The organism is Methanospirillum sp. (assembly GCF_028679455.1).
Classification (GTDB): Archaea; Halobacteriota; Methanomicrobia; order Methanomicrobiales; family Methanospirillaceae; genus Methanospirillum.
On record NZ_JAJRBM010000312.1, the window covers coordinates 1 to 26,796 of the forward strand.

Here is a 26,796-nt window from a genome sequence, read left to right on the forward strand (position 1 = left end):
CATCAACAAACAGATGACTCTCCCCAGGCTCTTCCTTCGCGGTGAGATCGGTTGAGAGAAATGTCTTAAACTTGTCTGAAAACGACTGTGGACCTTCAATCTTAAGAAGCGAGGGATCGATTGCCTGACCTGGCTTCTTTATGTAAAGAACCTGCCGGAGTAACCGTTTAAGGACCACAGTGCGTTCTTCTGCAGTAACCGGATCTTCATCAAGAGCATCAAGAAGATCCACCAGCCGGTACTCAATTGCCGGAAGTAATGTAGAGATATTATGAAGAAACGATGGCTCTATCGGAATATAATAGTTTCTTACATCGTTTGGATCAAAAAATATATGGATAAAATTTGGCGGTTTTGCAGGATATATCAGATTGGGATCTTTAATACTCCTCAGATCACGCTTCAGTTCTGAGAAGAAAAGAGGGATTCCAAATTCATCAACTGGAAAGATATGGAGATATTCAAGCAAATGAGGATAATTTTTGGCATATTCCTTTGCATTTGCTGGTAGCATCCGGAAAAGTGCACAGGACTCCGGGTTGATAAGACACTCTTCGGTGTCATGGCTCTCTGCCTCCTGAAAAGGGGCTTTCCCCTGGATTATCAGTCTCGACATGATCAGACTTTTGCCAGAGAGACCGGGATGATCTTCATCCCATACCCGGGGTGTACTTCGAAACTAACCAGATTACCAGTAGTCTTGCGTGCTCCTCTGACTTTCACCACTTCAAGAACCATGACATATTTGTCACCCATCAGTTTTCGTTTCAGCAGAAGGTGGGCATCACAAATTGATCTGATCCGGGTGAGGGTTTCATCGGAGAAGGCATAACTGTGCATGGTGATTAGGATGGTCTTTCCATGATCACAAATATTCTTGGCCTGTGTCAGAAACGACAGCACTGCTTCCTGGCTTGTATATTCGGTAAATATCGTGAGTGAATCAATGATTGCAACATCTGCATTACTAAATTTGACATGCATGATGATCCGTTCAAGGATATCATTCATTGCATCAGGAGTCCACTTAAACTCAACAAGGTGACAGTGAAAGAGACGAATATATCCCCATGCAAAAAAATCAGAAATATCCAGAGACATCGATTCCATCTGGGTAAGAAAACTCTTCGTTGTCAGTTCTGTTGAGAAGAGATCTACCCGCAGGTTATTTCGCATGCTTCCAGAGATAATCTGCTGGGTAAAGACACTTTTTCCGGTATCATTCTCACCCTCAATGAGAATCAGGGAACCAAGTGGCAATCCGTCTGCAATTTTTTTATCGATCTCTGCGTTACCAGTCGTCAGAATCCGTTTCTCTTCCTTCCCAAGAAGCTCAGAGATGTCTGCTGACTGATTCTCACTTGCTGAGAGATCAAGTTCCGCCATATATGAATACCCCAATAATACTACTCTGCAGTGACGTTAATAGATATTCCTAAAATATCACAGATTGGTTGAAGCGGTGACCCCATTCGAAGTAACAAATTTGGTCCAATTTGGTATAACTGAATTATTTAATCGTATTTCCAGTGTTTCACTCGGATCCCACATATTCCGGTTTACCTTGTCATTGGGAAGATAGTACTGAAAGGAAGGTGTGGTTGTTTTATAGGAATACCGGGTCAGAATTTTTGACTCCGATACTGCATCCTGGTAGACAAAAAGATCCATATGAGAATAATCCGATCCACCATAGGTCGTACTCCCTGTATTATTCAGATCCACAACCAGCCACCAGTTTGAATTATCATAACCCACTACGGTTGAATCAATCACGAACTGTGATTGATGCAATGAATCCTGGATTGCACTCATCTCAATCTGGGAGTTCATCGTTGTCTCAGCGATCGTGAGAATCCCAGTAGCAATAACATATCCACCAATTAAAATAAGCAGAAGTGTTGCAGCCCCGGTTATCAGCGATGATACCACACCAAATTACTCCTTTCAGACATTTGTAGAGAAAGTGGTTGTACGGCGAACACCATTTGGAGTCGTGAAAGAGAAGTAAATCTGATCGCCATCGGTGATTGTTGGGCTTTTAACACTCACCTGAAGTGTTTCTCCGATATCCCAATACCCATTATTTGAGGAATCCGTCAGAGCATAGCCGAACCCATCAGGATATGTCAATGATGTCACTTGTCCAGTGTTTTTTGTGTAAAAAATATCAGACTTTTGAATATCATAGATTGACAAACGATTCGCACCTACATTCTTCATCCAGACCGTAACATTAGGAGACGTCGAAGCATAGGTATTTACAATCCTAAAATCGGTCTTCATCTTACTATCAGCTGAATGAGCGACAGTCCCAAAGGTATCCCCTGCCGAGAAAATAGCGGGCAATATCGCAGCGATGAGGAAAGCGGCCCCCACCGCTGCCCCTATCAGGAGAATTGACGACGATATTGCTTCACCGGACATAACTCAGATTACTCACGGGTTGGAATATACTCAAACTCTGAATCATCCTCACCGAGATTCTCTGCATCCTCAAGCCTTCCTGCTGGAACAGAAACCTTACGCTTCTCGATAAGGACATCTAGCATGTCGCGATCAAGACCGGGATCCTCAGGCTGTAAAATACGATTCAGTTCATATAATGCCAGGACAAACTCATCAGCCTTCATCTCATGAACTTCACCAATTGATGGAGCCATTAACCGCGCAATGTCTTTGACCTGTTTACAATGATCATCAGAGATATGCCCCATCTCTTTATATGATTCAAGCATAAGGTCAACCCGATCATGTCCATATCGCTTCACATTGCTGGAAGTCCATTCAAACAGACTGAATACTTTCTGAATCTTCACCTTCTCACGCGGCCTTTTAGGTCTGGTCTGATCATGATGAGCAGGTTCAGTAAATAACTGATTCCGAAGTGCTTCAAGCATTCCTTTTTCTGAAGCGAGTGAAGAGAGAGCAGAAGATACTCCTGCCATCTGATTCCCGCCACTACCCAAAGACAGCCCCCCGCCATCTTCAGGCCCACTGCTCCCCGCCGATTCCATAATTTCAGGTTCATCACTCATAGATCTGCTCTCCGATATCGTCTCAACCGCTGGTTCCTCGTCATAATCATCAATGTACCCCTCCATCGGAGTTGGTGAGGAAGCATGCTGCCCCACAAACTCAACCGGGTTACCCTTGAGGGCCTGAACAAGCGGATTTTCCGCATCGTTCATTCGTTCACGAATGTCTATGAGCAGGCGCTTGATAGAAGTCTTGAGCAGCTCAACTTCATCCCGCAACTTAAGCAGTTGGATCTCCGGATCTTCCGAAGACGCTGACGAGATGATGCTGTCGACCTGCGCCTGGTTGACTGCCATAGTAATGTATCTGTTACTATCTGAGATATTTAATGCTTCGGACCCATCCAATAATATGAATTTAATCGAATAATTCCACAAACCAGACGATTATTATCGAATCCAAAAAAGTCGTAAAAGACCATGATGTATCATGAGCATCACCTACTATCGAAATACTATGAGAGAGGATATTGAACTCTGAAACCAATCTGAAGACATAACCACCTAGATGATCTATTTTTAACTTGAGATATCTTCGGGATGGATGAGATGAAAACGATACTTGAAGTTGCCAGAAAAAACAGGCCTGCAGATCTGGTTATAAAAAACGCTCAGGTTTATAATCCGTTTATACAAGAATGGGAAAAGATTGATTTCGCAATCCAGAACGGCAGGATTGCAGGCACCGGATCATATCAGGGTGTGCATGAACTGGATTTCAGGGGTTTATCAGTTGTCCCCGGATTTATCGACGCTCATGTACATATTGAAAGTTCATTGTTGATTCCAACCGAATTTTCCCGGCTTGTTCTCTCCCATGGCACTACCACCATCATCGCAGATCCTCATGAGATAGCAAATGTATGTGGGATGGCAGGAATTGAATATATGCTTGCATCAAGGGATAATACACCCCTGGATCTATTATTTACCATTCCATCCTGCGTTCCTGCCACTCCACTCGACGAAGCAGCAGAAGTGCTGGATGCAACAAGTCTCTCCCGATTTATCGATCGCCAGGGGATTTTAGGCATGGGGGAGATGATGAACATACCCGGAGTGCTGAATCAGGATCCTGATGTCATGCAAAAACTTACCCTGATGCAAATCAGGGACGGTCATGCACCATTTCTTACCGGTCCGGATCTTCAGGCATATCTTGCAGCAGGTATCCAGTCAGATCATGAGACTATCTCTCCGGAAGAAGGATGGGAGAAGATCAAAAGTGGAATGTATCTCTATCTCAGAGAGGGTTCCACCGAACATAACCTGACCGCCCTTCTTCCGGTTGTCAATGCTGCTACCGTTGATCGGTGTTCATTCTGCACTGATGACCGCCATGCTGATATGCTGATCGAAGCAGGACATATCGACGATTGTATTCGTAAGGCCATCGCTAACGGGCTCGAGCCTGAACTTGCCTATCGGATGGCAACTCTGTCACCTGCAGAGCGATTCAGCCTGCATGATCGCGGTGCCCTAGCTCCAGGGAGACTGGCAGATTTCTGTGTAATTGATAATGTGAGTACGTGCAATGTGATCAAAACTTTCAAAAAGGGCAAAGAGATCACTAATCTGGTTTATCTCCCACCCAGACACGGTGAATATCAGTTCAGGTCCCGGATCCCATCAATATCAGAGATCCAGATCACAGGAGAAGGAATGGCAAGGGTGATCGGAATTATGGAGGGCCAGATCGCTACTGAATCACTCACGTTTGACGTTTTTGGTAATGCGATACCTGATCTTGATCAGGACATCCTCAAAGTTGTGGTAGCTTCCCGGTATGACGACAGCAACGTTGGTATCGGGTTGGTACATGGCCTCCGGATGACTAAAGGGGCTATCGGATGCAGCGTTGCACATGATTCACACCATGTAATTGCAGTTGGAACAACTGATGAAGAGATTATTCATGCATGTCGTGAGATTATTAAAAATCGGGGAGGGATGGTATGTATTCGAGAAGGCAGAACAACGCTGCTACCCCTTACCTGTGCTGGTCTGATGGCTGAAGAACCCTTTGAGAGAGTATATGATCAGATGTCTCTGATGAAGCAGGAGATTATGAAGACCGGATCGATTGCTGATCCATTCATGTATCTCTCATTTCTCTCACTGACAGTGATCCCATCTCTTCGGGTAACGCCCAAAGGAGTGTTTGACAGTAGTGCTTTTGCACATGTTTCTTTGTTTACAGATGAGGAACACGAATAAATGTATACCATGTAATAATCCCATCATCCTTATCCCCATTCACTTCAATTTTATACAGGTATTTATGCGCAGAATAACGCTGCTTTTCTTTATCAGTATATGGGTCTTCCTGTTCACCAGCCCGGTATGGGCTGCCAATACTTCAGAGAAGTCTGCTGACGAACATTATCTCATGGGTAACGCGTACTACAGTTTCGGTCTCTCGGACAATGCAACCCGCGAGTATCGGATTGCGGTTGAAATGAACCCTGATTTGTCTGATGCATGGAATAATCTCGGTTTGAGCCTTACGGCACAGAAAAAATATGCAGAAGCACAACAGGCATTAGAACAGGCAACCCGTCTCAATCCCAGAGATGCAGATGGATGGTATAACCTGGGATATACCTTTGGAATGCAGGGAAATACCAGCCAGGAACTTGCTGCCTATGAGAAGGCGATCAGTCTTCGTCCGAATATGACCGTTGCCTGGCGGAATATTGGTGTGGTCAGATATGAAAAGAATGATTATGCCGGTGCTGCAAAGGCCTTTGAGAATGCCACTTCTTTTGATCCGGAATCCGGAATCGGATGGTATTATCTGGGAACCGCGTATGAAAAAACCGGGAATCTTTCGGGAGCTGCAGCGGTACTGAAGCAGGCAATAAAACTGGATCAGAATCTTACTATGGCTAAAGACCGTCTTGAAGCGGTAGAGAGAAACCTTTCTAATATCACATCATCCACTCAATCAACTACCAAAGGAGCGAAAACACCCCTTCAGGGAGTTACTATTGTTCTCTCACTGCTGATTGCTTCAGGAATTATAATACTTAAAAGATAAATTTCTCTTTTTTTGAATCGCAGGTTCAGATACCAGGTATCTTTCCGAATGCCAGTGAGAGTAACACTAACAAAATGGGTTGATGGAGTAGATATATCAGTAGAGAGTGCCTGCCAGGTAAAGCGGGGATGCGAAGTATTTTTTCGCACCATGGGGATACCCGAAATGATCGGGAACCATTCGGGTACCACCAGAAACCCCAGGCCATACCAATAAGAAATACTCCAAACCAGGGAATGAGCGGAGTATAATCAACTGAATAATATCCAGGAGGATGAATACCTATCCATAACAGGTAAACCGGCCCAAAAGGTATGGTTAGTAACCAACCTGCCAGGACGATCAATACTCCCGGAATTATTACTTTTTTCTCCAGCCTGAAGAATAACGGGGCAAGGATCGTTGATGCTCCAATCAAATGCAAAATGCCAAAGAGCACATATCCGTTTCCGGCCAGAAAGAGATACGTCCCAACGGTGACCAAAAACCCAACACCAATCAGAAGAAGTCCCCTCTTCATAAATGGAAGCATAACAGCAACTCCTCTGGTAGTAGAAGGGATTCTTCCTGCACGAAGTGCAACCGCTGCACCTGCAATCAATACAAACAAAGATGCTGTCGCATACCCAAAAATCCGCCAAAATCCGTGATTTGTATCAACCTGAAATAAAGAAAAGAATGAAAGATCAAAAACAAGGTGGAACAGTACCATCATCACGATAGCGATTCCCCGAAGTGCATCAAGCTCGGTATATCTGATACGCCCAGGGACTGGTTCTAACATTCGTGTTCAGGTCTGCTGACTGCCACAGGCCTGACAGAATCGCGACTGTGATGGGATACGTGTTCCACACTGAATACAGTATTTCCATGATGGAACGCTTCGTTGCGTTTCTCCCCGGGAAGATGGGAAAATCCTGACCGGAGAGAGATCTGGTTTTTCAATAAGGATTCTGATTGAACCATCCTGAATCCGGGTTGCAGGAACTTTTTTCCTGGCATCAGGGGGAATACTGGTAGCCGGGGGGACAGAGGGCATGGGAGCAACCCGGGGGATTTCCGGTTGGACTGGATCTGATGCTTTGACTGGAATATAAGCCGGGGTGGGTGGCTGAACCGGCTGTTGTACCGTTCTGATCTCCTCTACAGGAGGAGCGGTGACCACTGGTACAGGCTGACTGGGAACAGGTGTCTGGAGATTGGGAGTAACGGAAGGAGTTGAAGGGGATTGCATTACCGGAGCGGGCACATACACCGGTTGAACCGGCGGAGGTACTGGTTGCCTGGATTTTTCAGGATCAAAATATGACCGCTGGGGTTCTGGTGAGGGGGAGGGAACTGGTTCATCAAGTCTGATCTCAGGTGGTTCCGCCCGCTCTGGAGGATACCCATTGATAGCAGTAAACCATTCCCGACACTCGGTGTCAGGTTCATTGATCAGACCGGTGAAGACAAGCCGCATTACCCGGTGCTGTCCGCCAACCTCCATCGAGATAGCCAGTGTCGGGCGGTCCCGCTCATCACGCTCAAGTTCCGCCTCTTTTATAACCGAAAACGGGATCTCCTTGGTAATCTGTCCGGAACCCTGTCGTGCACTATCGATCAGAATCAGGCGTTCACTCGTAAGAACTGCAAGGAAAACAAAATCCTTGATCCTGATCCCGTCTGTATACCGGGCCATGATCTCACCAATCTCAAGCAGTTTAAACGGATTGAACTTACCACCACTGTCCCCGTCTTCACCACTCCTGGCTCCTTTAATGTTATCAAGAATTGACATACCTTCTTACACCATCTCTTTGATCAGGCCGGGTATCTCGGAGAGTCGGGATGCAACCGGAATACCCAGAGCTTTGAGTCTCCGTATTTTTGAGTTTGCATCCCCTTCGCCACCAGATACGATAGCTCCTGCATGTCCCATTCGTTTTTCAGGAGGAGCAGATGTCCCGGCTATGAAAACCACTACTGGCAGGTCAGCCATTCGTGCTCCTTCCTCTTCAAGATTCCCTCCAAGTTCACCAAGCAGTACCACGGCTTTGGTCTGGGGATCCTCAGAAAATCTGTCAATTACCTCTGCAAAAGTCTGACCGATCACCGGATCACCGCCAATTCCTACAACACTGCTCTGCCCGATACCTGCTCTCGTCAGTTCATGGACAACTTCGTAGGTAAGAGTTCCACTCCGGGAGATAACCCCGACCTCCCCGCGGGTGTAGAGATGTGACGGCATGATTCCCATGCTGATCTCTCCAGGGCAGAGAAGACCAGGACAGTTCGGGCCAATGACGGTGCAGTCCCGCATCCGGGCATATGCACACGCTTTCATCACATCATGGACCGGAATATGTTCAGTAATTGCGATCACCAGTTCAAGTCCGGCATCTGCTGCCTCCATGATCGAGTCTCCTGCAGCAGCTCCGGGAACGAACATGACACTGGCGGTTGCATCATGAGCATCAGCAGCTTCTTTTACGCTGTTATAAACCGGGACTCCACCAGATTCTTTCCCGCCCTTCCCGGGAGTTACACCGGCAACGACACCACAACCACCAACTGACTGGGCATACTGGTTCATCCTGCCGATATGAAATGAACCCTGGTTTCCGGTTGCACCCTGCACGATTACCCGGGTATTGCGATCTGCATAGATCATCGGGCTACCTCCACCGCAGCAGCCACTGCCTCTTCCATGGTATCCAGCATCCGATAGCCATGCTTGTTGAGCATCGATCTTCCTTCCTCTTCATTGGTTCCTGCAAGTCTGACGATCACCTGCTGGCTTACTCCTGCTTCGATGATACCAGCAGCAACTTCATCGCAACGGGTGATTCCCCCGAGAAGGTTGACAATGATTACAGATACTCCCGGCATTGAACCCAGGAGCCTGACTGCATGAGCAACCCGCACCCGGTCAGCTCCCCCACCAACATCCAGGAAGTTAGCCGGACGACCTCCAAGAACCGTAATCAGATCAACAGTTGCCATCGTAAGACCGGCACCATTGCCGATCACTCCGATGGAGCCATCGAGTTCAACGAAAGAAAAACCATGCTCTTCTGCTTTTCGTTCCCGATCAGTAAGATCCCGGTTCTCCGAGATCCCCTGTCTGGCAAGGGCATTATCATCAACAATAATCTTGGCATCAGCAGCATACACACCAGCAGGGGTGGTAACTAACGGATTGATCTCTGCCAATAATGCATCCCGGGATCTGAAAACCTGATATAGGCGGTTGATTACCGGCCCAAGTTCTTTGGGTGCACCATTCAGAAGATAGCGGATCGTATAGCCGGGAACATCAGAGAGAAGCGGATGAACAGTTGACCTGCGTATTGCTTCAGGATTGGTTCTGGCAACCTCTTCAATCTCAACCCCTCCACTCGCAGTAAAGAGGATAAGCGGTGATCCAGATGAGCGATCGATCGAGATGGAAAGGTAGTACTCATGCTCAATTGCGATCCGCTCTTCGATAAGAACAGCATGAACCGGGACATCCTTGATACATGAACTGAGCAGGCGATCCGCGGTATCCTGCACGGTTGATGAATCAGCCATCAGAATTCCACCTGCTTTTCCACGGCCACCCACATCAACCTGTGCTTTGACCACCACCAGATCCCCTACCTGCGCTGCTCCGGCACATGCATCATCACCGGCACGGATCAGAATTCCTTTGGGAACCGGAATCCCTGCTTCTTTCAGGATCTCTTTCGCTTCATACTCCAGTAACTTCATCCACGTAACTCCTCACGCTTCAGGGACAGCCAGCGCAAACCCCAGACGCATAGCTTTCAGATTTAACTCTTCAGTTCCCTTTGGAACACTTGCAAGAATCGCTTGTTCCAGTGCTTGTGCAGACACGACACCGGTCGCAGCAACCAGACTACCAAGCATGATAATATTTGCAACGATATCACGGCCAAGTTGTGTTTTCGCTTCCCGGGTTGCTGGTATCTCAATGCAGATGCATTCTGGCCGGTCATGAACCAGACCAGAATCAATGAGCATTGTTGCATCAGGGCTCGCAGTTTTCCCGTACTTCTCAAATCCTTCCTGGCTCATGATAACGAAAAGATTTGGTTTTTTTACTTTCGGGAAAAGGATAGGTTCATCATCAATAATTACCTGACTCATCGATGCCCCCCCTCTTGCTTCAGGACCATATACCTGGGTCTGAACCGCGTACCGGTTGTCATAGAGGGCAGCGGCCCTCCCTAAGATGACCGCACTCAGGATGATCCCCTGGCCACCAAATCCAGAGAACCTGACCTCATGCCTCATCAGGAACCCCCATTGCAGGCCTGCTTCTCCGGACAAACTCACCGATAAGGAATTTTTCAGAAGGGAGTTCTTCTCCTGCTGAACTCCGGTCCCACCGATCCTTCAGGACAGCACTCTCACGGAGGTAGGTGATGAAATCTCCAGGCTGGCGGTACTTATTCCGGCGACCATACGAGGTAGGGCACTGACACCTGACCTCGATGAAAGAAAAGCCAGGTGTCTGAATCCCTGCCACCACTGCTTTGGTCAGTTCCGTGACATGATACGAGGTCCATCTGGCCACATAATTTGCGCCGGCAGCTACCGCAAGTTCTGCAAGATCAAACGGCATCTCTGCAGCACCGTACGGTGTTGTCGTTGATGTTTTTCCAATCGGGGTGGTAGGACTTCCCTGCCCTCCGGTCATGCCATAAATATAGTTATTCATGCATACGACCGTGAGATCGATGTTTCTCCTGCACGCATGAATGAAATGATTCCCCCCGATTGCTGACAGGTCACCATCACCGGTGAAGACCAAGACATGCAGGGATGGATTGGCCATCTTCACCCCGGTTGCAAACGCAAGTGCCCGTCCATGAGTAGTATGAAGTGAGTCGGTTCTAATGTAACCGGGAGCACGTGATGAACATCCAATCCCTGATACAAAGACGGTTTCATCCATATTCCAGCCGAGCTGATCCACTGCTTCGAGCACGCAGTTCATAATCGTACCGTTCCCACAACCAGCGCAATAGATATGAGGAAGCCTGTCAGCACGGAGCCAGTCATCTCTCATGGACAACCTCCGGATCGGAGTTGTTCCACGATCGCAACGAGTTCATCAGGGGCATGAAGTTCTCCACCAATCTTCCCTGCTGATATCACAGGGACACATACATGGCGTTCCACTTCACGAGAGATCATGCCAAGATTCAGTTCAGGAACAATGAACGCCTTCACATTCGGGAACCTGCTCAGGAGTTGTTCAGGGAATGGCCATATCATCCTGAGATGCAGATATCCGGTGCCCGGTGTCTTTGCACGCTGGACAACCTCCTGCACAGTTCTGACCGGAGACCCATAGCATACAAAGACATACTCGGCTTCCTCGTTGACTATCTCATAATCTGCAATTGAGTGACGAACGGTTTCTATTTTATCGACAAGCCTGCGGACCAGGCTTTCATGCCTGGCCGGGTTTGTTGAGTCTGGATATCCCTTCTCATTATGGGTCAGACCGGTTACCGGTATCTTCCGGCCGGTTCCAAATGCTGCAAACCCTGGGATCAGATCATCTTCAGGAGCAAACGGGAGCATACCCTCCTGGAGTGGTTTAGGCCTGACGATCTGAACACTGTCAGGGATGGTGATCCGCTCACGCATATGACCGATAACCTCATCGGCCATCAAAAAAACCGGGCACCTGAATTGATCAGCGAGGTTGAAGGCCTTGGCTGTCAGTTCAAAACATTCCTGAACCGTTGATGGAGCAAGGGCAATGATGCTGAAATCACCATGAGAACCAAAGCGCACCTGCATCATATCACCCTGTGCTGCCATGGTTGGTTGGCCGGTAGAAGGACCGCCACGCTGCACATTAATGAGCACACAGGGAGTTTCGGACATCACGGCGTATCCGATGTTTTCCATCATTAATGAAAAACCAGGGCCGGATGTCGCAGTCATGGCTCTTACCCCGGTCCAGGCAGCACCGATGATCGCAGCCATACTTGCGATCTCATCCTCCATCTGAATGAAGCAGCCCTTTCTTTTTGGCAATTTTGCTGCCATATGCTCTGCCACTTCAGTTGAAGGTGTGATCGGGTATCCGGCAAAGAACGTACAGCCTGCAGCGAGAGCTCCCTCTGCACAGGCTACATTTCCCTGCATAAACTCAAGTCTGGTCAATACTCGATCACCACGTTATGAGGTTCATAGGGCTTCTCCTTCTCCCACCTGATCGCCTGATCCGGGCAGATCAACGCACAGACACCACATAATCTCCGGCCATAAATCTGCTGAAGCCGGGCATTCGGACATCGCTCAGGTTGATCCAGATGAGGTACATAGATACCTCTGCGATTAGGTGCAGTTCCCGGCTGATAGATCCGGTACGGGCAGACCATCGTGCAAAGATTGCACCCCTTGCACCGGGACTCGTCAATATCGAGTTTCATCGTCGGGTTCCCGTACCAGTTGGATATGAACGCTGAAATACTTCATGTGCAGACTGTTCAACAGCAGCAAAGAGGTCGCCTCCATGTGCATCCATGGCTACAACCAGGGGAAGATGATCAAGTTTGATCTGCCAGACTGCTTCAGCCATGCCAAGATCTTCATAGAAAACGCCCTCGAGATCCATCCGGGCTGCGGCAAGATTTGCACATCCTCCGGTAAACGCCAGGTACACGGCACGTCCTCTCAGTTGTTCGCGGACAACAGAAGACATCCCGCCTTTCCCGATGATCCCTTTCACTCCGGCATCGAGGATAAATCCGGTGAGGGAATTCATCCGTGCAGAAGTTGTCGGTCCTGCTACGACGATCCGGTTGTTCTGTACAACCGGACCACAATGATACACAACTGCACCATCTGGATCAAAAGGAATCCCATCCTCTTTCATTCTGATGTGGGCTTCATCACGGGCAGTATAGACACTACCAGAGAGGGTTACCAGATCACCGGCATGTAACGAAAGGATCTCATTGCCAAGCGGGGTCTTCAGATCAAGCGGGGTACTTTCGGTAGCGTTTATCATGAGAGAGACACCTCGACGGTTGCCCGGCGTGCAGCCCAGCATTGAATATTTACTGCAACCGGCAGTGACGCGGTGTGACATCCGGCAGTCTTTATCTTCACCCCAAGGCAGGTGATCTTCCCGCCCAGTCCCATCGGACCAATGCCCAGATCATTCACCCGGGAACAGATCTCATCCTCTTGCGGAGTCATCTGATCGATAGGTTTCAGAAGCGCTTCTTTGGCAAGTGCAGCGGCTCCGTCAAAAGTTCCACCGATGCCTACTCCGAGAATAATCGGAGGACAGGGTCTTCCCCCTGCAAGGAGAGCAGTCTCAACCACGAACTCAGGGATCCGATCCTTCTCCGTCGGAGTAAACATCTTCAGACGCGAAACATTCTCTGAACCAGCTCCTTTGGGAAGCACGGTTACCAGCAGTTTCTCACCGGGAAGTATATGGACTGCAGGCATATCGAGGCCGGTATTCGTCCCGGTATTATGTCTGCTGATCGGATCAACAAGATTGGGCCTGAGCGGGATCTGTTCCGTTGCATCCATAATCCCCCGGTGAACTGCTTCGGTGATTGCAGGAGTATACGGAATATGGGGGGGGAGCGTGAGGTAAATGACAGGGATGCCGGTATCCTGACAGATGGGAGCCTGACGCTCCTCTGCAAGACGAATATTTTCAAGAATATGCATGAGTTCACGGCGGGCAACCGGGCTTGTTTCTTCCCTGGATGCCGCCATGATACGACCGAGAACATCAGGAGGCAGCGTAATCTCAGCAATGCTGATAGCTTTGGCAGTTGCCGCCGCAATACGGTCAAAAAGAATAGTATTATCCGGCGAAGACATGAATACGAGTCCTCCTGATCAGTATTTAACCATTGACCATTTGAACTGTTACAAGAGAGAACAAAGAGAAAAGAAACCGGCCTCAATCATGACCGGCCGGTTTATGAATATTATTCAGGCTTCGTCCTTGATATCGATCTCAAGGTGAGTCGGGGACGGAAGTTTGTGGCCACCGTGGCGGAGTGCATCCTTGACCTTCTCAACACTCTGCGGGTTTGCATAGCAGGTGTAAATCTTCTGGCCCGGAATGACACGTGCTGCGGTTCCGACTGCTTTTCCAAACGCGAGCCGCATTCCCTGAGAAACACGGTCTGCTCCTGCACCGGTTGCCTGTTTGTTCTCACGCAGGACATGGTGCGGATAGGTGCGCAGTTTCAGGTGGTAGTTGCTCCTACCCAGCTCCTTGTTCAGCTTCCTGTTAATGCTCATACGCGCTGCCTCAAGAGCAGAGTGGCGTATCTGGCAGCTTTCGTCCACAATTAAGTGGACTGACATTGGAAACTCGGCGGTAAGGTTACCCATATCGAACTGGACAACCTTGATTCCCGGGACACCACCCATATATTCCTTACGGGTATAGGCCTTTTTTGCGAGTTTCCTGTACATGCAGTTGGGCTTTCTGACCATCGGACGTATCTCCTCAGTGGTATATGTGCTTTAGTAAGTGGACAAATTTCCTATTAATCATTTGCCTGCAGGGACTGTTCATCAATGAGACCTAGTACATCACGCCTGAGTGTCCCAAACTCTGCAGCAGTACGATCCCGAGGCCTGGGAATCGTCACCTCAATGACTTTACGAATCTGTCCGGGACGTGAACTCATGACTACGATTCGATCAGAGAGATAGACTGCCTCATCTACACTATGGGTAACAAAAAGAATAGTCTTTTTTGATCGATCCCAGATATCAAGCAACTCAGACTGCATCTTGTTACGAGTCTGGGCATCAAGTGCACCAAATGGCTCATCCATCAGGAGCAGATCAGGATCATTTGCAAGGGCACGGGCAATCGCTACCCGTTGTCGCATTCCTCCTGACAACTCAAAAGGATAACTCTTCTCAAATTGATCAAGTCCAACAAGAGATATATATCTGCGCGCAAGATCATACCGCCCTTTTCTGGACATACCACGCATTTCAGGACCAAATGCGACATTATCCAGAATCGTGCGCCAGGGAAAAAGGGAGTACTCCTGAAAGACCATCCCCACTTTTGGGTTCGGACCTGTAATCCGATTCCCGTCAACCAGCACTTCTCCGGAACTTGCCTGATCGAGGCCCGCGATGATACGCAGGAGAGTTGTCTTTCCGCATCCGGAAGGCCCGACAAAAGAGACAAATTCATCATCGGCGATGGAGAGACTGACCCCGCCAATTGCCTGGACCTGTGCTCCGTCATCCCGGGTAAAAAGCCGGGTGACGTCTGATATTGCAACACTTCCCATCAGTTCACCTCTCCAACACGCCACCGCAGAAGGGTCCGATCCATGCTATACCTGAAGAGGTAATCAATAAACAGACCGATGAAGCCCAGAAGAAGCATGTAGACCAGGACGCTATCCATCTGATGAAGATTGTAATACCACCAGATCTTCTGACCAAGTCCAAACCGGGAGACCCCGAACATCTCGGCTGCAACCAGGCACATCCATGCAACACCTGATGCTATCCGAAATCCGGCAGCCAGGTGAGGTAACGCAGCAGGTAAGGCGATGTACCTGATCAGTGATATGCTGCTGGTGCAACCAAGCATCCGGCCTGCCTCGACAAATACGCGGGGAACACTCCTGAACCCTTCATACGTGTTGATAAGGATAGGAAAAACCGATCCGATAAAGATGACAAAACCTGCAGAAAAATCCGTGAGGCCGAACCAGACAATAGCAAAAGGAATCCAGGCAAGCGGAGGGATTGGCCGGATGATCTCAATCAGGGGATCAAGCAGTTGATTAATCCGGTCAAACCATCCGATACAGATACCGAGTGGCACCCCTACTGCAAGCGCAAGAATCAGGCCAATAGCATAGTGCATCAGACTAACCCAGATATCCTCCCAGAGTACACCCCCGGCATAGAGTTGGATGAGGGCAGCAAAGGTGTCAGAACAGGAGGGAAGAATAAACTTGTTTCTGACCACAAAATCTGCAATAATCTGCCATACGATAATTGCAGCGGCGAGTGAGATCGCCAGCCATAGTGGAGACCGCTTCCCGGATGTTGTATTTGTATCCATAGCATTATCTCAATTATTTGATGTAACCGCAACTCAGCAATACTAATTTCGGGAATATGTTACAACATGTTGCAGAAAAGAATAGGAAAAAGTATGGGTCACTGGCAGATGAATGTCCGATGACATCAGTGCCGGTAAACCCGGATCAAATTACTGACCAATCTTCTTCCAGAAACTGGTATCAAAGAGATCAGATTCACTCACGGATTTCTTGATGTATCCGAGAGCCTGCTGCTCTGAAGCATACCCGGTAACTGACTTGGTGATGATGGTCGGATCTGCAACCCAGTGACCATCCCATTCTTTTAGGGAGCGCGTAATAGTGGATGCGTTCATCCCGGTTAGGGATGCCATATACCCGGCTGCCTCAGCTGTGTTCTGTTTGTTATATTCGGTTGCCTTCTGATGAATCGAGAGAACATCCTGCACGATATCAGGATGGTTACGGATCATATCGCCACTTGCTACAAGGACACAGCAGGCATGATCTGCCTCCATCTCCCCGGAGTGGACAATAATCTTCCCTGCCCCTGCTTCCTCAACCGTTGTCGGTGATGGTGCAGGCAGGAACACTGCGTCTACCTTTCCGGCAATGATCGCGGTGGTTGCATCTCCCGGACCCATTGCCAGAATTTCCACATCTTTCGTGTCATCAAGTCCCTGTTTCTTCAGCCAGGTACGAAGGATCGTATCCTGAATCGTGCCGGCAGGGAAGGTCGCGATCTTGAGACCTTTCAGGTCAGCAGGTTTGGTATAGTTCAGACCAGTCCTGAGTACCAGATCAGAACCCTGGGTCTGGACTGCACCGATGATCTTTGCATCAAGACCGGTTGCTACCGCTGTTACAAACGGAGCAGAACCAACATAAGCGAAATCAAGATCACCAGCAAGCATGGCCTGCATCTCCGGGGCACCTGTCGGGAAGTTGAACGGCTTTACTTCCTTAATACCTGCGGCGGCGAGGGTCTCATTGTACATGCCTTTACTGTACGCGGTCATGAAGGCCATCTGATGGGTACTGGGCTGATACCCAATGTTGATAACTGTTTTTGGTCCGGTTTGAGCAGATTTGACAGGCGCAGTAGTCGTATCAGCTTTTACCGGAGCGGATGTCTCCTTTGCTGCGGATTCAGATTTCTGCGGGGCAGAAGTACAGCCACAGAGAAATACCATTCCTGCCATCAGGGCAAGAACCACAAGACGGGCGAATGTTCGCTTCATATCATACACTCCTGTATCAGAATTCTGAGATGGACAGAGACTTAAAATGGTCGCTCTGATCTCCGGTTATTCAAGATAATTAATACAAAAAGGGCATATTTTGAAGACATTGTTAGCCAGAGAGTGAATATGATGCTGCCTGATGTATCAAATCTGACACGTAACCAACTCACAAAAATTTCGATTCATCTCATACCTCGAATACCAATATGAAATCTTCAGGTCTCAAAACGATACGATAACTAATTTGAAGTACGGATGGCGTAATGTAAGGAAGGATATCAGGCATTTTATGGTAGATTATCATCATTACCAAAGCGCTTCAGAGATTGCCAGACGAGTGAAGCATTGGTACAATCATAGCGGGAGACGTACCTGATGAAAGATGTTATCAGGCAGGGGCGTCTCAGCGGGGAGCGGACACAGGATATTGAGTCTTTTCTCTCGTCTATGGAAGCAGATCGGTTTATAGCAGAGCCAGATCTGCTGGTGGATATGGCACACCTCCTGATGCTTGCCAGGCAGAACATTGTACCGCAGGAGATCGCATCGACGCTGATGAAGCCCCTGCTCACGATGTTTCAGGAAGGAGTTCCTGATGACGCGTTCGATGAACAGTATGAAGATATTCATGCAGGGATCGAGTCAGGCTTAACCCGGAAAGCCGGGCCTGAAGCAGGCGGGAGACTCCATATTGGGAGATCCCGAAATGATGAAGTCGCAACCTGCATCAGAATAAAAACACGAAACGAAGTCTTTGAACAACTTCATGCAATAATCAGACTTCGTCGGGTCCTTATGAACAGGGCACGTGAATGTACCGATACCATCATGCCCGGGTTTACCCATCTCCAGCATGCCCAGCCAACCACCCTTGCCCATCATCTCCTTGCATATGAACAGGCCTTTGGACGAGATTTTTCCCGCCTGTATGATTCCCTTTCACGGGTCAACCTCTCTCCCCTCGGGGCTGCTGCTTTTGCTTCAACCGGGTACCCCATTGACCGGAAGATGACCGCGGACATGCTCGGTTTTGACGGCCTTGTCCTGAATACCATGGACGCGGTTGCGGGGCGTGATACCGCTGCAGAAGTGCTGGCTGCAGACACTTTGCTGCTTACCACCCTCTCCCGGTTCTGTGAGGAACTGGTCATCTGGAGTTCAGCGTTTGTGAAGTTCGTGGATCTGAATGAGATCTACTGTTCGACCAGTTCAATTATGCCACAGAAGAAAAACCCGGATGTTGCTGAGATTTTGAGGTCACGTGCAGGGAGTCTTCTCGGAGAATTCGTATCTGCGATTACCATCACTAAAGGACTTCCGATGTCATACAACCGTGACCTTCAGGATCTCAATCCTCACCTCTGGAGAGGTATTACCGGGATCAGGCGCGACATCGATCTCCTTGCAGGAATGATCCGGACTGCACGGTTTGACACGGATCGAATGAGTGAAGAAGCGGGGAAGGGATTCTCAACAGCAACAGAGCTCGCTGATCAACTGGTACGTCAATATGATCTCCCATTCAGGACTGCTCATCATATTGTCGGTCACGCGGTACGGGAAGGGGAGATGACCATAAGAACGCTTGATGACGCGGCTGTTGAGGTTACCGGGAGCAGCCTCACCTCACGTGGCCTGACCCAGAAAATAATAGATAAGGCGTTGGAGCCTGCCACCGGGGTTGCCATAAGGAGTGCAGTAGGAGGTCCTGCACCTGCTGCTATAAAAGATGCGATAAAGATGCGGGAACAGGTACTTTCGGATGATGAAGCAGCACTCCTCCAGAGAGAAACCACAGTTGAAGAATCAATTGCCGGATTAATCAGAGAAGCAAAAAGGATAGCAGATTTATGAGTACACAGGAAAGCGCATTTGAGACCGGAGATCAGGTCAGATGTACAGTGGGAGCCGCACAGGCTGAAGGTTCGTTCATTACCAGCAGGGATGGGATGGCAGTAATAAAACTAGGATCCGGATACAATATCGGGGTTCCATTCGGTGACTGTTCATTCATTTCCAGGCCGGGCACTCAGGAGGCCCCCGAGCCTGCCGAGGTTACGCAGAACCAGCAGCTCCCCCCCGTTACCATCGTCTCAACCGGGGGTACGATTGCAAGCAGGATCGACTACCGGACCGGCGCAGTCACCAGCCAGTTCAGGGCAACAGATATTCTGCATGCAATTCCAGGTCTCTCCTCTATTGCCAGATTCAGGGCAATACAACTCTGCAATATTCTCTCAGAGAATATGACCCCTGTAATCTGGCAGCAACTCGCCAGGGCAATCCATGATGAGATCAAGGATGGTGCAACAGGTATCATCGTCACCCATGGAACCGATACCATGGCATATAGCGCAGCTGCGGTCAGTTTCATGGTTCAGACACCGGTACCGATCGTCTTTGTCGGCTCCCAGCGATCAGCAGATCGTCCCAGCAGTGACAATCTGATGAATGGCCTTTGTGCTGCAAAGGCAGCAGTGTCTGATCTCGGTGAGGTCGTTGTGGTAATGCATGCAAACACCAGCGATGATGCCTGTGCAATTCATCGGGGTACCCGGGTCAGGAAGATGCACACCTCACGCCGGGATGCATTTCAGAGCCATGGACTCCTGCCAATCGGGACAGTCTCATATCCTGACCTTTCAGTATCTCTGACTGATGATGCCATACTACGGGGTAGCCGGACTCTTGCACTGGCAGATCGTCTTGAGGAACGGTGTGGTCTGATCTATTATTATCCAGGAATGGATCCGGAAATTCTTTCGGCATACACAGGATACAAAGGAATTATTCTTGCAGGAACCGGGCTCGGTCATGTAAGCAGCCGGTTTATTCAGCGACTTGCCAACCTGATCAACAACGGAGTCATCGTAGTGATGACCTCACAGTGTCTGCATGGAAGGGTCTGTGACCGGGTGTATGATACCGGGAGGGACCTCCTTTCATGCGGAGTAATCGAAGGCGAGGATATGCTTCCCGAGGTTGCACTCGTGAAACTCATGTGGGTGCTTGGAAATGCTTCATCACCAGAAAATGCGCGGGAGATGCTGACACAAAATCTGGTTGGAGAGATTGACCGGAGGTCACTCCAATGACCCGGTCCCCAACCGATTACGCAGGGCTCGGGCTCATCGCAGGTATCGAGATCCATCAGCAGCTCAACACCGCTTCCAAACTCTTCTGTCGGTGTCCTACCACCATCAGAGAAGCAGAAGATGCCACCGGAGAATATTTCCGGTACCTGCGGGCAACCCGCTCAGAACTCGGAGAACTTGACCGCGCAGCTGAGGAAGAGATGATGCAGGTGCGACGATTCCGGTACCTGCAGTACGACACCACCTGTCTGGTCGAGAACGATGAAGAGCCACCGACACCGCTCAATTCTGAAGCACTCGATATCGTGCTTACCATCGCGAAACTTACCGGAATGTCTCCGGTTCCCGAGATCCATACGATGCGAAAACTTGTGATCGATGGATCCAACACATCAGGATTTCAACGGACTGCCCTCGTTGCCATGCAGGGGAGTCTCCCAACCGGGGCAGTTATCGAGACGGTCTGCATTGAAGAAGAAGCGGCGCAGCGTCTTGAGGATGCAAATTTTTCACTTGACCGGCTGGGCATTCCTTTAATCGAGATCACCACCGCACCTTGTCTTCACACCCCTGAAATGGTTCAGGAGACTGCAGCACTTATCGGGATGTACCTGCGTTCGACCGGACGGGTCAAGCGGGGTATCGGGACGATCAGGCAGGATGTCAATGTCTCAATCCGTGAAGGAGGCAGAGTTGAGATCAAAGGGGTCCAGGAACTGGATCTTCTTGCCGAGGTGGTCAGGCGTGAAGTAAGACGTCAGGTCGAACTCCTTACGATTAAGGATGAACTCATTGCCAGAGGTGCATCGGTCGAGACCGAACCCGTTGAAGTGACGCATCTCTTCAAAGAGAGCGGGAGCAAGATCCTGAAGAAGGCAAAGATGATCCTAGCCATCAGACTCAATCAGTTTGCCGGCCTCGTAGGAAGAGAGATTCAGCCAGGGAGACGTCTCGGGAGCGAAATGTCTGACTACGCAAAAAAATGCGGAGTCGGGGGGTTGTTCCATACCGATGAACTGCCTGCATACGGAGTCACTATTGAAGAGGTTACTGCACTGAAAACGGCACTTTCGGCAGGTGAGAGTGACTGCGTAATTATTGTGGCAGATACTCCCGAACGGTGCAGATGTGCGATGAAGCAGATCATCAGACGGGCAAATATGGCATTTGAGGGAATCCCCAAGGAGACCCGCAAGATGCTTGAGGAAGGCTCAACTGCATATATGCGACCCCTCCCCGGTGCCGCGCGTATGTACCCCGAGACCGACGTGCTTCCGGTCAGGGTTACCAGTGAACACTGGGCAGGGCTTACCCTCCCTGAACTACTCAGTGATCGTATCGACCGGTACATGCAGGACTATAATTTTACTAGAGAAGTTGCTCGCCAACTTGCATACTCTGACCATTCACAAGCATTCGAAGAAGCAGTAGCAGCGGGAATAAAACCAAGCCTCGCCGAGCGAGCATATAATTCGTGTCTTCTAGATGTTCAAAGAAAATTTGTGGATAATTTAGCCAACTCACCTATCAGAGATTTTCAAAAGCAAACAACTCAAGCATTAGCTAACTCACCTATCAAAGATCTTCAAAAGCAAACAACTCAAGCATTAGCTAACTCACCTATCAAAGATCTTCAAAAGCAAACGGCTCAAGCATTCTCAAATTTGCCGATTCGAGAAATTCTTGATGCTATCCAGGAAGGAAAAGCAGCGAAGGAAGCGATGCCAGAATTATTGACTGCTCTTGCAACAGGAGTAAGCCTCACTAACGCCCTTGCCACCTTTGCTCCTGCAATATCTACATCGGATCTTCATGCAATAGTGATGAGGATCGTTGAAGAGCGGGCTGAGTTTGTCAGGGAGCGGGGAGCTGCCGCTGCAGGACCCCTGATGGGTGTTGTCATGAAGGAAGTCAGGGGTTCGGTGGATGGAAAAGCAGTCAGTCAGGCACTCCAGGAAGCCATCGCCAAGGTCCTGACCTCGTAATTCATGTAACAGGGAAGTATGAATAACCTTTAATTGATGAGAACCAGCAATAGTATAGGCATTTCATAGGTGATCTGAATGGGCAAGACAGGCACTACAGAATGGAACCAGGTAAAAGGGAGCAAGGGTCAGATCAGACTCGTTCCCCGGAAGGAAGCAGCGAATAAAAAACCCGGGCCAAATCAACGGTTCAAAACACAGGCTACCATCAAGAAACTTGAGCGGAACGCAAGCCGTGGACGGGGACGTGATGGAAGACCGGCACCAGGTGGACGTTCACCATCACGGGGACGTGGTGGCCGCGGAGGACGTGGAGGCCCGGGTCAGCCACAGGATCTCAGGACTATGGCAGCCCGCCGTCGGATCACCCGGCCAAAGGTCTCAATGCTCGGACCAAAGACCCGTTCCAAATAACCTGAATATCTGAACTCTTTTTTTCCTGCCACTGGCAGGCTAAATTAAGTCTGCAGGACAGTAAGTACTATGGATAAGAAACTCGCAGTTTCTGCATTTCAGTATGGTGAGCGATCCAAATCAGAACTCATGATCGCTTCACAACTGATTACCGTCCTGTCCGGTCTGAAAGACGCAGAACGGGCAGGCGGCAGGAAAATTGTCCAGCAATGTCTCGAAGCAGTCAGAATGGAACTCCAGTTCGCACTCAGGTCAACGGGTCTGCAGGATTTTCAGCGCGCTATCGATGCTCTGAACATCGCCATAAGCCTTGTTGAGGGGAGTGATTGTGACGGTGCAGTCAGACAGATCGGGACATCAATCAGTGCTGCAACCACCGTAGCGCAGCACTCCTGGAAGGAACTGGAAAAACATGAATTTATCTGATTTCGGGCAGTTCCTGTCGACACGAAGATCAGTCAGGCGTTATCAGGACCGGGAAGTAGAGCCTGAGCTTCTTGATACCATCCTGAAGATGGGAGAGAAAGCCCCATCAGCAGGAAATGTTGAATCATGGGACATCGTGGTGGTCCGTGATCCTTCAGTTCGGGAATTTCTTGCTGATGCTGCACTTCAGCAGGAGCATATTGCACATGCACCGGTCGTACTGGTTGTCTGTGCAAACTATGTCAGATCCATGGCACGGTACAGTGAACGGGGGATTCTGTATGCACTTGAAGAAGCAACCATTGTTGCAACGTATCTGATGCTTGGTGCGCAGGCCGCTGGTCTTGCTACCTGTTGGACCGGAGGATTTGACGACGAACAGGTGCGGGATATTCTCAAACTTCCCACCCATATCCGTCCGGTTACCCTTCTTACCCTCGGATATGGTGCAGAGGCAGCGATATCCCCTGTACGCAGAGATGTGCAGGAACATATTCACCAGGATGAATGGTAACCGGTCTTCCATGCCGGGAACCCATCCACCATTGGGAGATACATGACAGATTATCTGGTAGTGCTGGAATCGGCATGGGTCATCAAGGACGTCAGGTCAGTTGATGATGCAATCGGAATCGCGATCAGTGAAGCAGGAAAGAGACTTAACCCTACTGCAAAGTTTGTGGATGTCGAGGCAGGAGTAATCGCCTGCCCTTCCTGCGATGAAGAACTTCCCTGCGCATTGCTCATTGCACGGACTGCACTCGTGGGAATGCGGATGGAGATGAAGGTCTTCAAAGCAGATTCATCAGAACATGCAGGGAGAATTGCGAAGTCAGTTGTCGGTAAAGCACTTCGCGATGTCCCACTCGAGATCGTGGAAGTGCAGGAGTTATGATAGAGGTCGTCGGCCATACCGCAGTAGATCATATCTGCCAGGTCTCTCACCTGCCCAGCCCGAATGCTTCAACCGGAATACTACAGCGAAAGATATTCTTTGGTGGCGGAGCTGCAAACATTGCAGCAGGTATTGCGGTATTAGGGGGATCAGTTGCTCTGATCAGCGCGGTCGGGGGTGACTTTGCCGGTAGTGAATATGACAGGTGGATGGATCAACTCAGGATACAAAAGCGTTTTTTCGTAGTTCCTGAAGCAAACACCGCTACTGCATTTATGTTTACGGATCCGCAGGGAGCACAGATGACCTTCTTTGAGTGGGGAGCATCAAAAATATTTGAGACTGCAGCAGCCCCGACTCTTAATTTTGTTCATATGGCAACCGCAGATCCTGAATTTAATGTCAGGGTTGCTGAGCAGGCAGCATTTGCAAGTTTTGATCCTGGTCAGGATCTTCACCGGTATACCAAAGAGCACCTGGAGGCGATCCTGGATACCATCGATATCCTGATTGCAAACCAGCATGAGTATGACGGGATGTGCAAAACACTTGGGATCTCACGTAATAATCTGATCAGTCGTGTTCCAATCGCAATCGAGACACGGGGTGGTGAAGGTTCTTTGATCACACAGGCAGATACTACAACCAGAATCCCGGCAGTGCCGGTCCCCTGCCGTGACCCTACCGGAGCTGGAGACGGATTTCGTGCAGGTTTTCTTACTGCATATGCCCAAGGGTATGATGCAGTCACTTCAGCAAAGATCGGGACCGTAACTGCATCTTACGTGGTCGAATCTGCCGGATGTCAGACTTCTCTGGCAGATCAGGCTCGGATGCAGCTCCGTTATACTCAACAGTTCGGATCACTTCCTACCCCAGCGGAAAGCCGAAGAGCCTGAACAAGAGGAGGGAAGATGCAACAGGGGAGAACCGAGAGTGCAGTCAAGATAGAATCGATGTCCCGGTACATCTTCACCGCCCCGGGATGGCCAAAGTCAATCCTTATTCTGGTCCTGCTTGGGCTTCTTATCGAGGCAATATCATGGCGCCTCTCTCCTCAATACCGATTTTTCGGAATCCTTTGTTTTATCACACCCGGTCTCGTGGCACTCATAACAACCCGGCCTCTGATCACCATCATCGGGAAGCAGATGACATGGAACCGAAGTGCACTTCTCGCGGTTTCATGCACACTCTTCTCGGCGCTGATCACCCTGATAGGTCTTATCGCACTAAGGGAGTTTCTTGCGCTCATATTTGCGATATCACTCGGGTTTATCTTCGGACTCAGACTTTTAATCCTGGTCTCAATCGCTGATTACCGGATGCCCCGGGTTATTGTTCCTGCTCTTATCCAGAGTCTTGCCGGATATGTCGGTGGACTGCTCATTTTTCCCGAACCTTTTAAGGTCCTTGCCCCGGTCCTGTTTCTTCTCTTCGGCACAGGGTTTGGTGTTCTGATCTGGCTGATTGACAGACCTCTGTATCGCGCATTCAAAATCAGGGGACTCGAGTTTCTCAACGCTTTCATCGCCCATTTGACCGACGGCTCCCGGAGCATGGAGGAGTTTTTCCGGGGAATCGGTGAGGAAGCATTCGTCCCCCAGGTGAGTATCTTCTTCAGACGCGCGGGAAAACAGGATCTCATCTTCACAATACCGAATGTGCATCCCGGACCGATGGGAGAGATTGGTGGGGGCAACCTTCCTGCGATTCTGCGTGAACAATTCAGAGAAGAGGTGATGGTCGCACACGGATGCGCGACACACGATTTCAACCTGGTATCAGAATCAGAGATCCAGAAACTTGTTGATGCAGTAAACAAGACCAGAGATGATCTTGAATACACCGGGGTTGCCTGCAGGTCAACCCGGATCACCGAAGGATCAGTCTCCCTGCTTTACCAGCGGATCAATGATGCCCTCCTTATGGTGAGCACTCGTTCTCCTGATAAGACCGAAGACCTTGACTTCTGTATCGGGCATGCAATCCTCTGTGAAGGACACCGGATGACTCCACATATCGGGTTCGTTGATGCGCATAACTGTATCGGTGATGAGATTGCATCTATCAGGCCCGGAACCAGGACTGCCCATGAGTACTTCACCGCTGCATGCCATGCGTTTGAACAGTGGGGAGTCACCCGGACTTCGACACTTTCGATCGGATATGCCCATGTTCCGCTCCCTTTTGGAAGGGATGCAGGGATTGGGGATATCGGGCTTCAGGTTCTGATCTGCGAGGTCAGTGGACAGAAAACTGCATATCTTCTGCTTGACGGGAACAACATGGCTTCAGGAGCACGGGAAGAGATCAGGGATGAAGTGCTTACCATGGTTGATGAGGCAGAGATCATGACCACTGACACCCATGTGGTGAACACCATATCAGGGAAAAACCCGGTCGGTATGAGGGTACCTCCGGCTGCACTGATGCCATACATCGACGACGGGGTGACCCGGGCTCTGGAAGATCTTTCACCTGCAGAAGCAGCAGGGAGTACTGCATCATGCGAAGGAGTAGTTATCTTTGGATCAGATTCCATTGCACAACTGGCGAGCATTGTGAACACGATACTGGTCTATA

General features: G+C 49.4%; 29 protein-coding genes and 1 pseudogene. 11 read left to right on the top strand and 19 right to left on the bottom strand.

Features of this window, described 5'->3' with window-relative positions; all coding sequences use genetic code 11:
* The 5 genes and pseudogenes from LUQ50_RS10725 to LUQ50_RS10745 form a co-directional block, all read right to left on the bottom strand.
* Positions 1–616 (bottom strand): annotated as a pseudogene (locus LUQ50_RS10725) (secretion system protein E); the annotation flags it as partial.
* A gap of 2 nt (positions 617–618) precedes the next feature.
* A complete protein-coding gene (locus tag LUQ50_RS10730; RefSeq protein WP_300039829.1) occupies positions 619–1,386 on the bottom strand; it encodes an ATPase domain-containing protein in 768 nt (255 codons plus the stop codon).
* A gap of 57 nt (positions 1,387–1,443) precedes the next feature.
* Positions 1,444–1,932 (bottom strand): hypothetical protein, encoded by a 489-nt coding sequence (locus LUQ50_RS10735; RefSeq protein ID WP_300039830.1) that lies wholly within the window; start codon positions 1,930–1,932, stop codon positions 1,444–1,446.
* A 15-nt stretch (positions 1,933–1,947) separates the two neighbouring features.
* A complete protein-coding gene (locus tag LUQ50_RS10740) occupies positions 1,948–2,427 on the bottom strand; it encodes a flagellin (protein ID WP_300039831.1) in 480 nt (159 codons plus the stop codon).
* Positions 2,428–2,435: 8 nt separating this feature from the next.
* Positions 2,436–3,335 (bottom strand): hypothetical protein, encoded by a 900-nt coding sequence (locus LUQ50_RS10745; protein ID WP_300039832.1) that lies wholly within the window; start codon positions 3,333–3,335, stop codon positions 2,436–2,438.
* 252 nt (positions 3,336–3,587) lie between these two features.
* On the opposite strand from LUQ50_RS10745, the gene ade reads away from it, so the two are divergent.
* Both ade and LUQ50_RS10755 read left to right on the top strand, forming a co-directional pair.
* On the top strand, positions 3,588–5,255 hold the full coding sequence (gene ade / locus LUQ50_RS10750; protein ID WP_300039833.1) for an adenine deaminase: 1,668 nt from the start codon (positions 3,588–3,590) through the stop codon (positions 5,253–5,255).
* Between the two features lie 64 nt (positions 5,256–5,319).
* Positions 5,320–6,078, top strand: a complete 759-nt coding sequence (locus LUQ50_RS10755) for a tetratricopeptide repeat protein (protein WP_300039834.1) — start codon at positions 5,320–5,322, stop codon at positions 6,076–6,078.
* Positions 6,079–6,103: 25 nt separating this feature from the next.
* Here the strand turns inward: LUQ50_RS10755 and LUQ50_RS10760 are convergent, their stop codons facing one another.
* The 14 genes from LUQ50_RS10760 to LUQ50_RS10825 all read right to left on the bottom strand — a co-directional run bounded on the left by LUQ50_RS10760 (position 6,104) and on the right by LUQ50_RS10825 (position 17,392).
* On the bottom strand, positions 6,104–6,862 hold the full coding sequence (locus LUQ50_RS10760; RefSeq protein WP_300039835.1) for a heparan-alpha-glucosaminide N-acetyltransferase: 759 nt from the start codon (positions 6,860–6,862) through the stop codon (positions 6,104–6,106).
* A gap of 6 nt (positions 6,863–6,868) precedes the next feature.
* Positions 6,869–7,858 carry a zinc ribbon domain-containing protein gene (locus LUQ50_RS10765; RefSeq protein ID WP_300039836.1) on the bottom strand — a complete coding sequence of 330 codons (990 nt, stop codon included), beginning with the start codon at positions 7,856–7,858 and terminating at the stop codon, positions 6,869–6,871.
* Between the two features lie 6 nt (positions 7,859–7,864).
* Positions 7,865–8,731, bottom strand: coding sequence for a succinate--CoA ligase subunit alpha (gene sucD, locus LUQ50_RS10770; RefSeq protein WP_300039837.1), 867 nt, complete (start codon positions 8,729–8,731; stop codon positions 7,865–7,867).
* A complete protein-coding gene (locus LUQ50_RS10775; RefSeq protein WP_300039838.1) occupies positions 8,728–9,813 on the bottom strand; it encodes a succinate--CoA ligase subunit beta in 1,086 nt (361 codons plus the stop codon). Before LUQ50_RS10775 ends, sucD begins: the two co-directional genes overlap by 4 nt.
* Positions 9,814–9,825: 12 nt before the next feature.
* Positions 9,826–10,359 carry a 2-oxoacid:acceptor oxidoreductase family protein gene (locus tag LUQ50_RS10780; RefSeq protein WP_300039839.1) on the bottom strand — a complete coding sequence of 178 codons (534 nt, stop codon included), beginning with the start codon at positions 10,357–10,359 and terminating at the stop codon, positions 9,826–9,828.
* Positions 10,349–11,137, bottom strand: coding sequence for a 2-oxoacid:ferredoxin oxidoreductase subunit beta (locus LUQ50_RS10785; RefSeq protein ID WP_300039840.1), 789 nt, complete (start codon positions 11,135–11,137; stop codon positions 10,349–10,351). The genes LUQ50_RS10780 and LUQ50_RS10785 overlap by 11 nt, the downstream gene beginning before the upstream one ends.
* Complete coding sequence (locus LUQ50_RS10790; protein WP_300039841.1) at positions 11,134–12,249, bottom strand: 2-oxoacid:acceptor oxidoreductase subunit alpha; 1,116 nt, start codon at positions 12,247–12,249, stop codon at positions 11,134–11,136. Before LUQ50_RS10790 ends, LUQ50_RS10785 begins: the two co-directional genes overlap by 4 nt.
* A complete protein-coding gene (locus LUQ50_RS10795; RefSeq protein WP_300039842.1) occupies positions 12,246–12,518 on the bottom strand; it encodes a ferredoxin family protein in 273 nt (90 codons plus the stop codon). The genes LUQ50_RS10790 and LUQ50_RS10795 overlap by 4 nt, the downstream gene beginning before the upstream one ends.
* Complete coding sequence (locus LUQ50_RS10800; RefSeq protein ID WP_300039843.1) at positions 12,515–13,099, bottom strand: FumA C-terminus/TtdB family hydratase beta subunit; 585 nt, start codon at positions 13,097–13,099, stop codon at positions 12,515–12,517. Before LUQ50_RS10800 ends, LUQ50_RS10795 begins: the two co-directional genes overlap by 4 nt.
* A complete protein-coding gene (locus LUQ50_RS10805) occupies positions 13,096–13,935 on the bottom strand; it encodes a fumarate hydratase (RefSeq protein WP_300039844.1) in 840 nt (279 codons plus the stop codon). The genes LUQ50_RS10800 and LUQ50_RS10805 overlap by 4 nt, the downstream gene beginning before the upstream one ends.
* A 114-nt stretch (positions 13,936–14,049) precedes the next feature.
* Positions 14,050–14,562 (bottom strand): 50S ribosomal protein L16, encoded by a 513-nt coding sequence (locus LUQ50_RS10810; RefSeq protein ID WP_300039845.1) that lies wholly within the window; start codon positions 14,560–14,562, stop codon positions 14,050–14,052.
* A 53-nt stretch (positions 14,563–14,615) separates the two neighbouring features.
* The gene (locus LUQ50_RS10815; protein ID WP_300039846.1) at positions 14,616–15,383 is read right to left on the bottom strand and encodes an ABC transporter ATP-binding protein; all 768 of its coding nucleotides are present in this window, start codon (positions 15,381–15,383) and stop codon (positions 14,616–14,618) included.
* Positions 15,383–16,171, bottom strand: coding sequence for an ABC transporter permease (locus tag LUQ50_RS10820; RefSeq protein WP_300039847.1), 789 nt, complete (start codon positions 16,169–16,171; stop codon positions 15,383–15,385). The genes LUQ50_RS10815 and LUQ50_RS10820 overlap by 1 nt, the downstream gene beginning before the upstream one ends.
* Before the next feature lie 150 nt (positions 16,172–16,321).
* The gene (locus tag LUQ50_RS10825; protein ID WP_300039848.1) at positions 16,322–17,392 is read right to left on the bottom strand and encodes an ABC transporter substrate-binding protein; all 1,071 of its coding nucleotides are present in this window, start codon (positions 17,390–17,392) and stop codon (positions 16,322–16,324) included.
* A gap of 375 nt (positions 17,393–17,767) precedes the next feature.
* Here LUQ50_RS10825 and argH point away from each other — a divergent pair, with 375 nt between their 5' ends.
* The 9 genes from argH to LUQ50_RS10870 form a co-directional block, all read left to right on the top strand.
* Positions 17,768–19,249 carry an argininosuccinate lyase gene (gene argH, locus LUQ50_RS10830; protein WP_300039857.1) on the top strand — a complete coding sequence of 494 codons (1,482 nt, stop codon included), beginning with the start codon at positions 17,768–17,770 and terminating at the stop codon, positions 19,247–19,249.
* A complete protein-coding gene (gatD, locus tag LUQ50_RS10835; RefSeq protein ID WP_300039849.1) occupies positions 19,246–20,490 on the top strand; it encodes a Glu-tRNA(Gln) amidotransferase subunit GatD in 1,245 nt (414 codons plus the stop codon). The genes argH and gatD overlap by 4 nt, the downstream gene beginning before the upstream one ends.
* Positions 20,487–22,475, top strand: a complete 1,989-nt coding sequence (gene gatE, locus LUQ50_RS10840; RefSeq protein ID WP_300039850.1) for a Glu-tRNA(Gln) amidotransferase subunit GatE — start codon at positions 20,487–20,489, stop codon at positions 22,473–22,475. The genes gatD and gatE overlap by 4 nt, the downstream gene beginning before the upstream one ends.
* Before the next feature lie 78 nt (positions 22,476–22,553).
* Complete coding sequence (locus LUQ50_RS10845) at positions 22,554–22,889, top strand: DUF5350 domain-containing protein (protein WP_300039851.1); 336 nt, start codon at positions 22,554–22,556, stop codon at positions 22,887–22,889.
* Between the two features lie 69 nt (positions 22,890–22,958).
* Positions 22,959–23,315 (top strand): hypothetical protein, encoded by a 357-nt coding sequence (locus LUQ50_RS10850; RefSeq protein ID WP_300039852.1) that lies wholly within the window; start codon positions 22,959–22,961, stop codon positions 23,313–23,315.
* Entirely contained in the window at positions 23,302–23,829 is a 528-nt protein-coding gene (locus tag LUQ50_RS10855; protein ID WP_300039853.1) for a nitroreductase family protein, read from the top strand. Before LUQ50_RS10850 ends, LUQ50_RS10855 begins: the two co-directional genes overlap by 14 nt.
* 42 nt (positions 23,830–23,871) lie before the next feature.
* A complete protein-coding gene (locus LUQ50_RS10860) occupies positions 23,872–24,210 on the top strand; it encodes a DUF555 domain-containing protein (RefSeq protein ID WP_300039854.1) in 339 nt (112 codons plus the stop codon).
* On the top strand, positions 24,207–25,109 hold the full coding sequence (locus tag LUQ50_RS10865; RefSeq protein WP_300039855.1) for a carbohydrate kinase family protein: 903 nt from the start codon (positions 24,207–24,209) through the stop codon (positions 25,107–25,109). Before LUQ50_RS10860 ends, LUQ50_RS10865 begins: the two co-directional genes overlap by 4 nt.
* Before the next feature lie 15 nt (positions 25,110–25,124).
* A partial coding sequence (locus LUQ50_RS10870; RefSeq protein WP_300039856.1) for a DUF2070 family protein occupies positions 25,125–26,796 on the top strand: 1,672 nt, incomplete at its 3' end.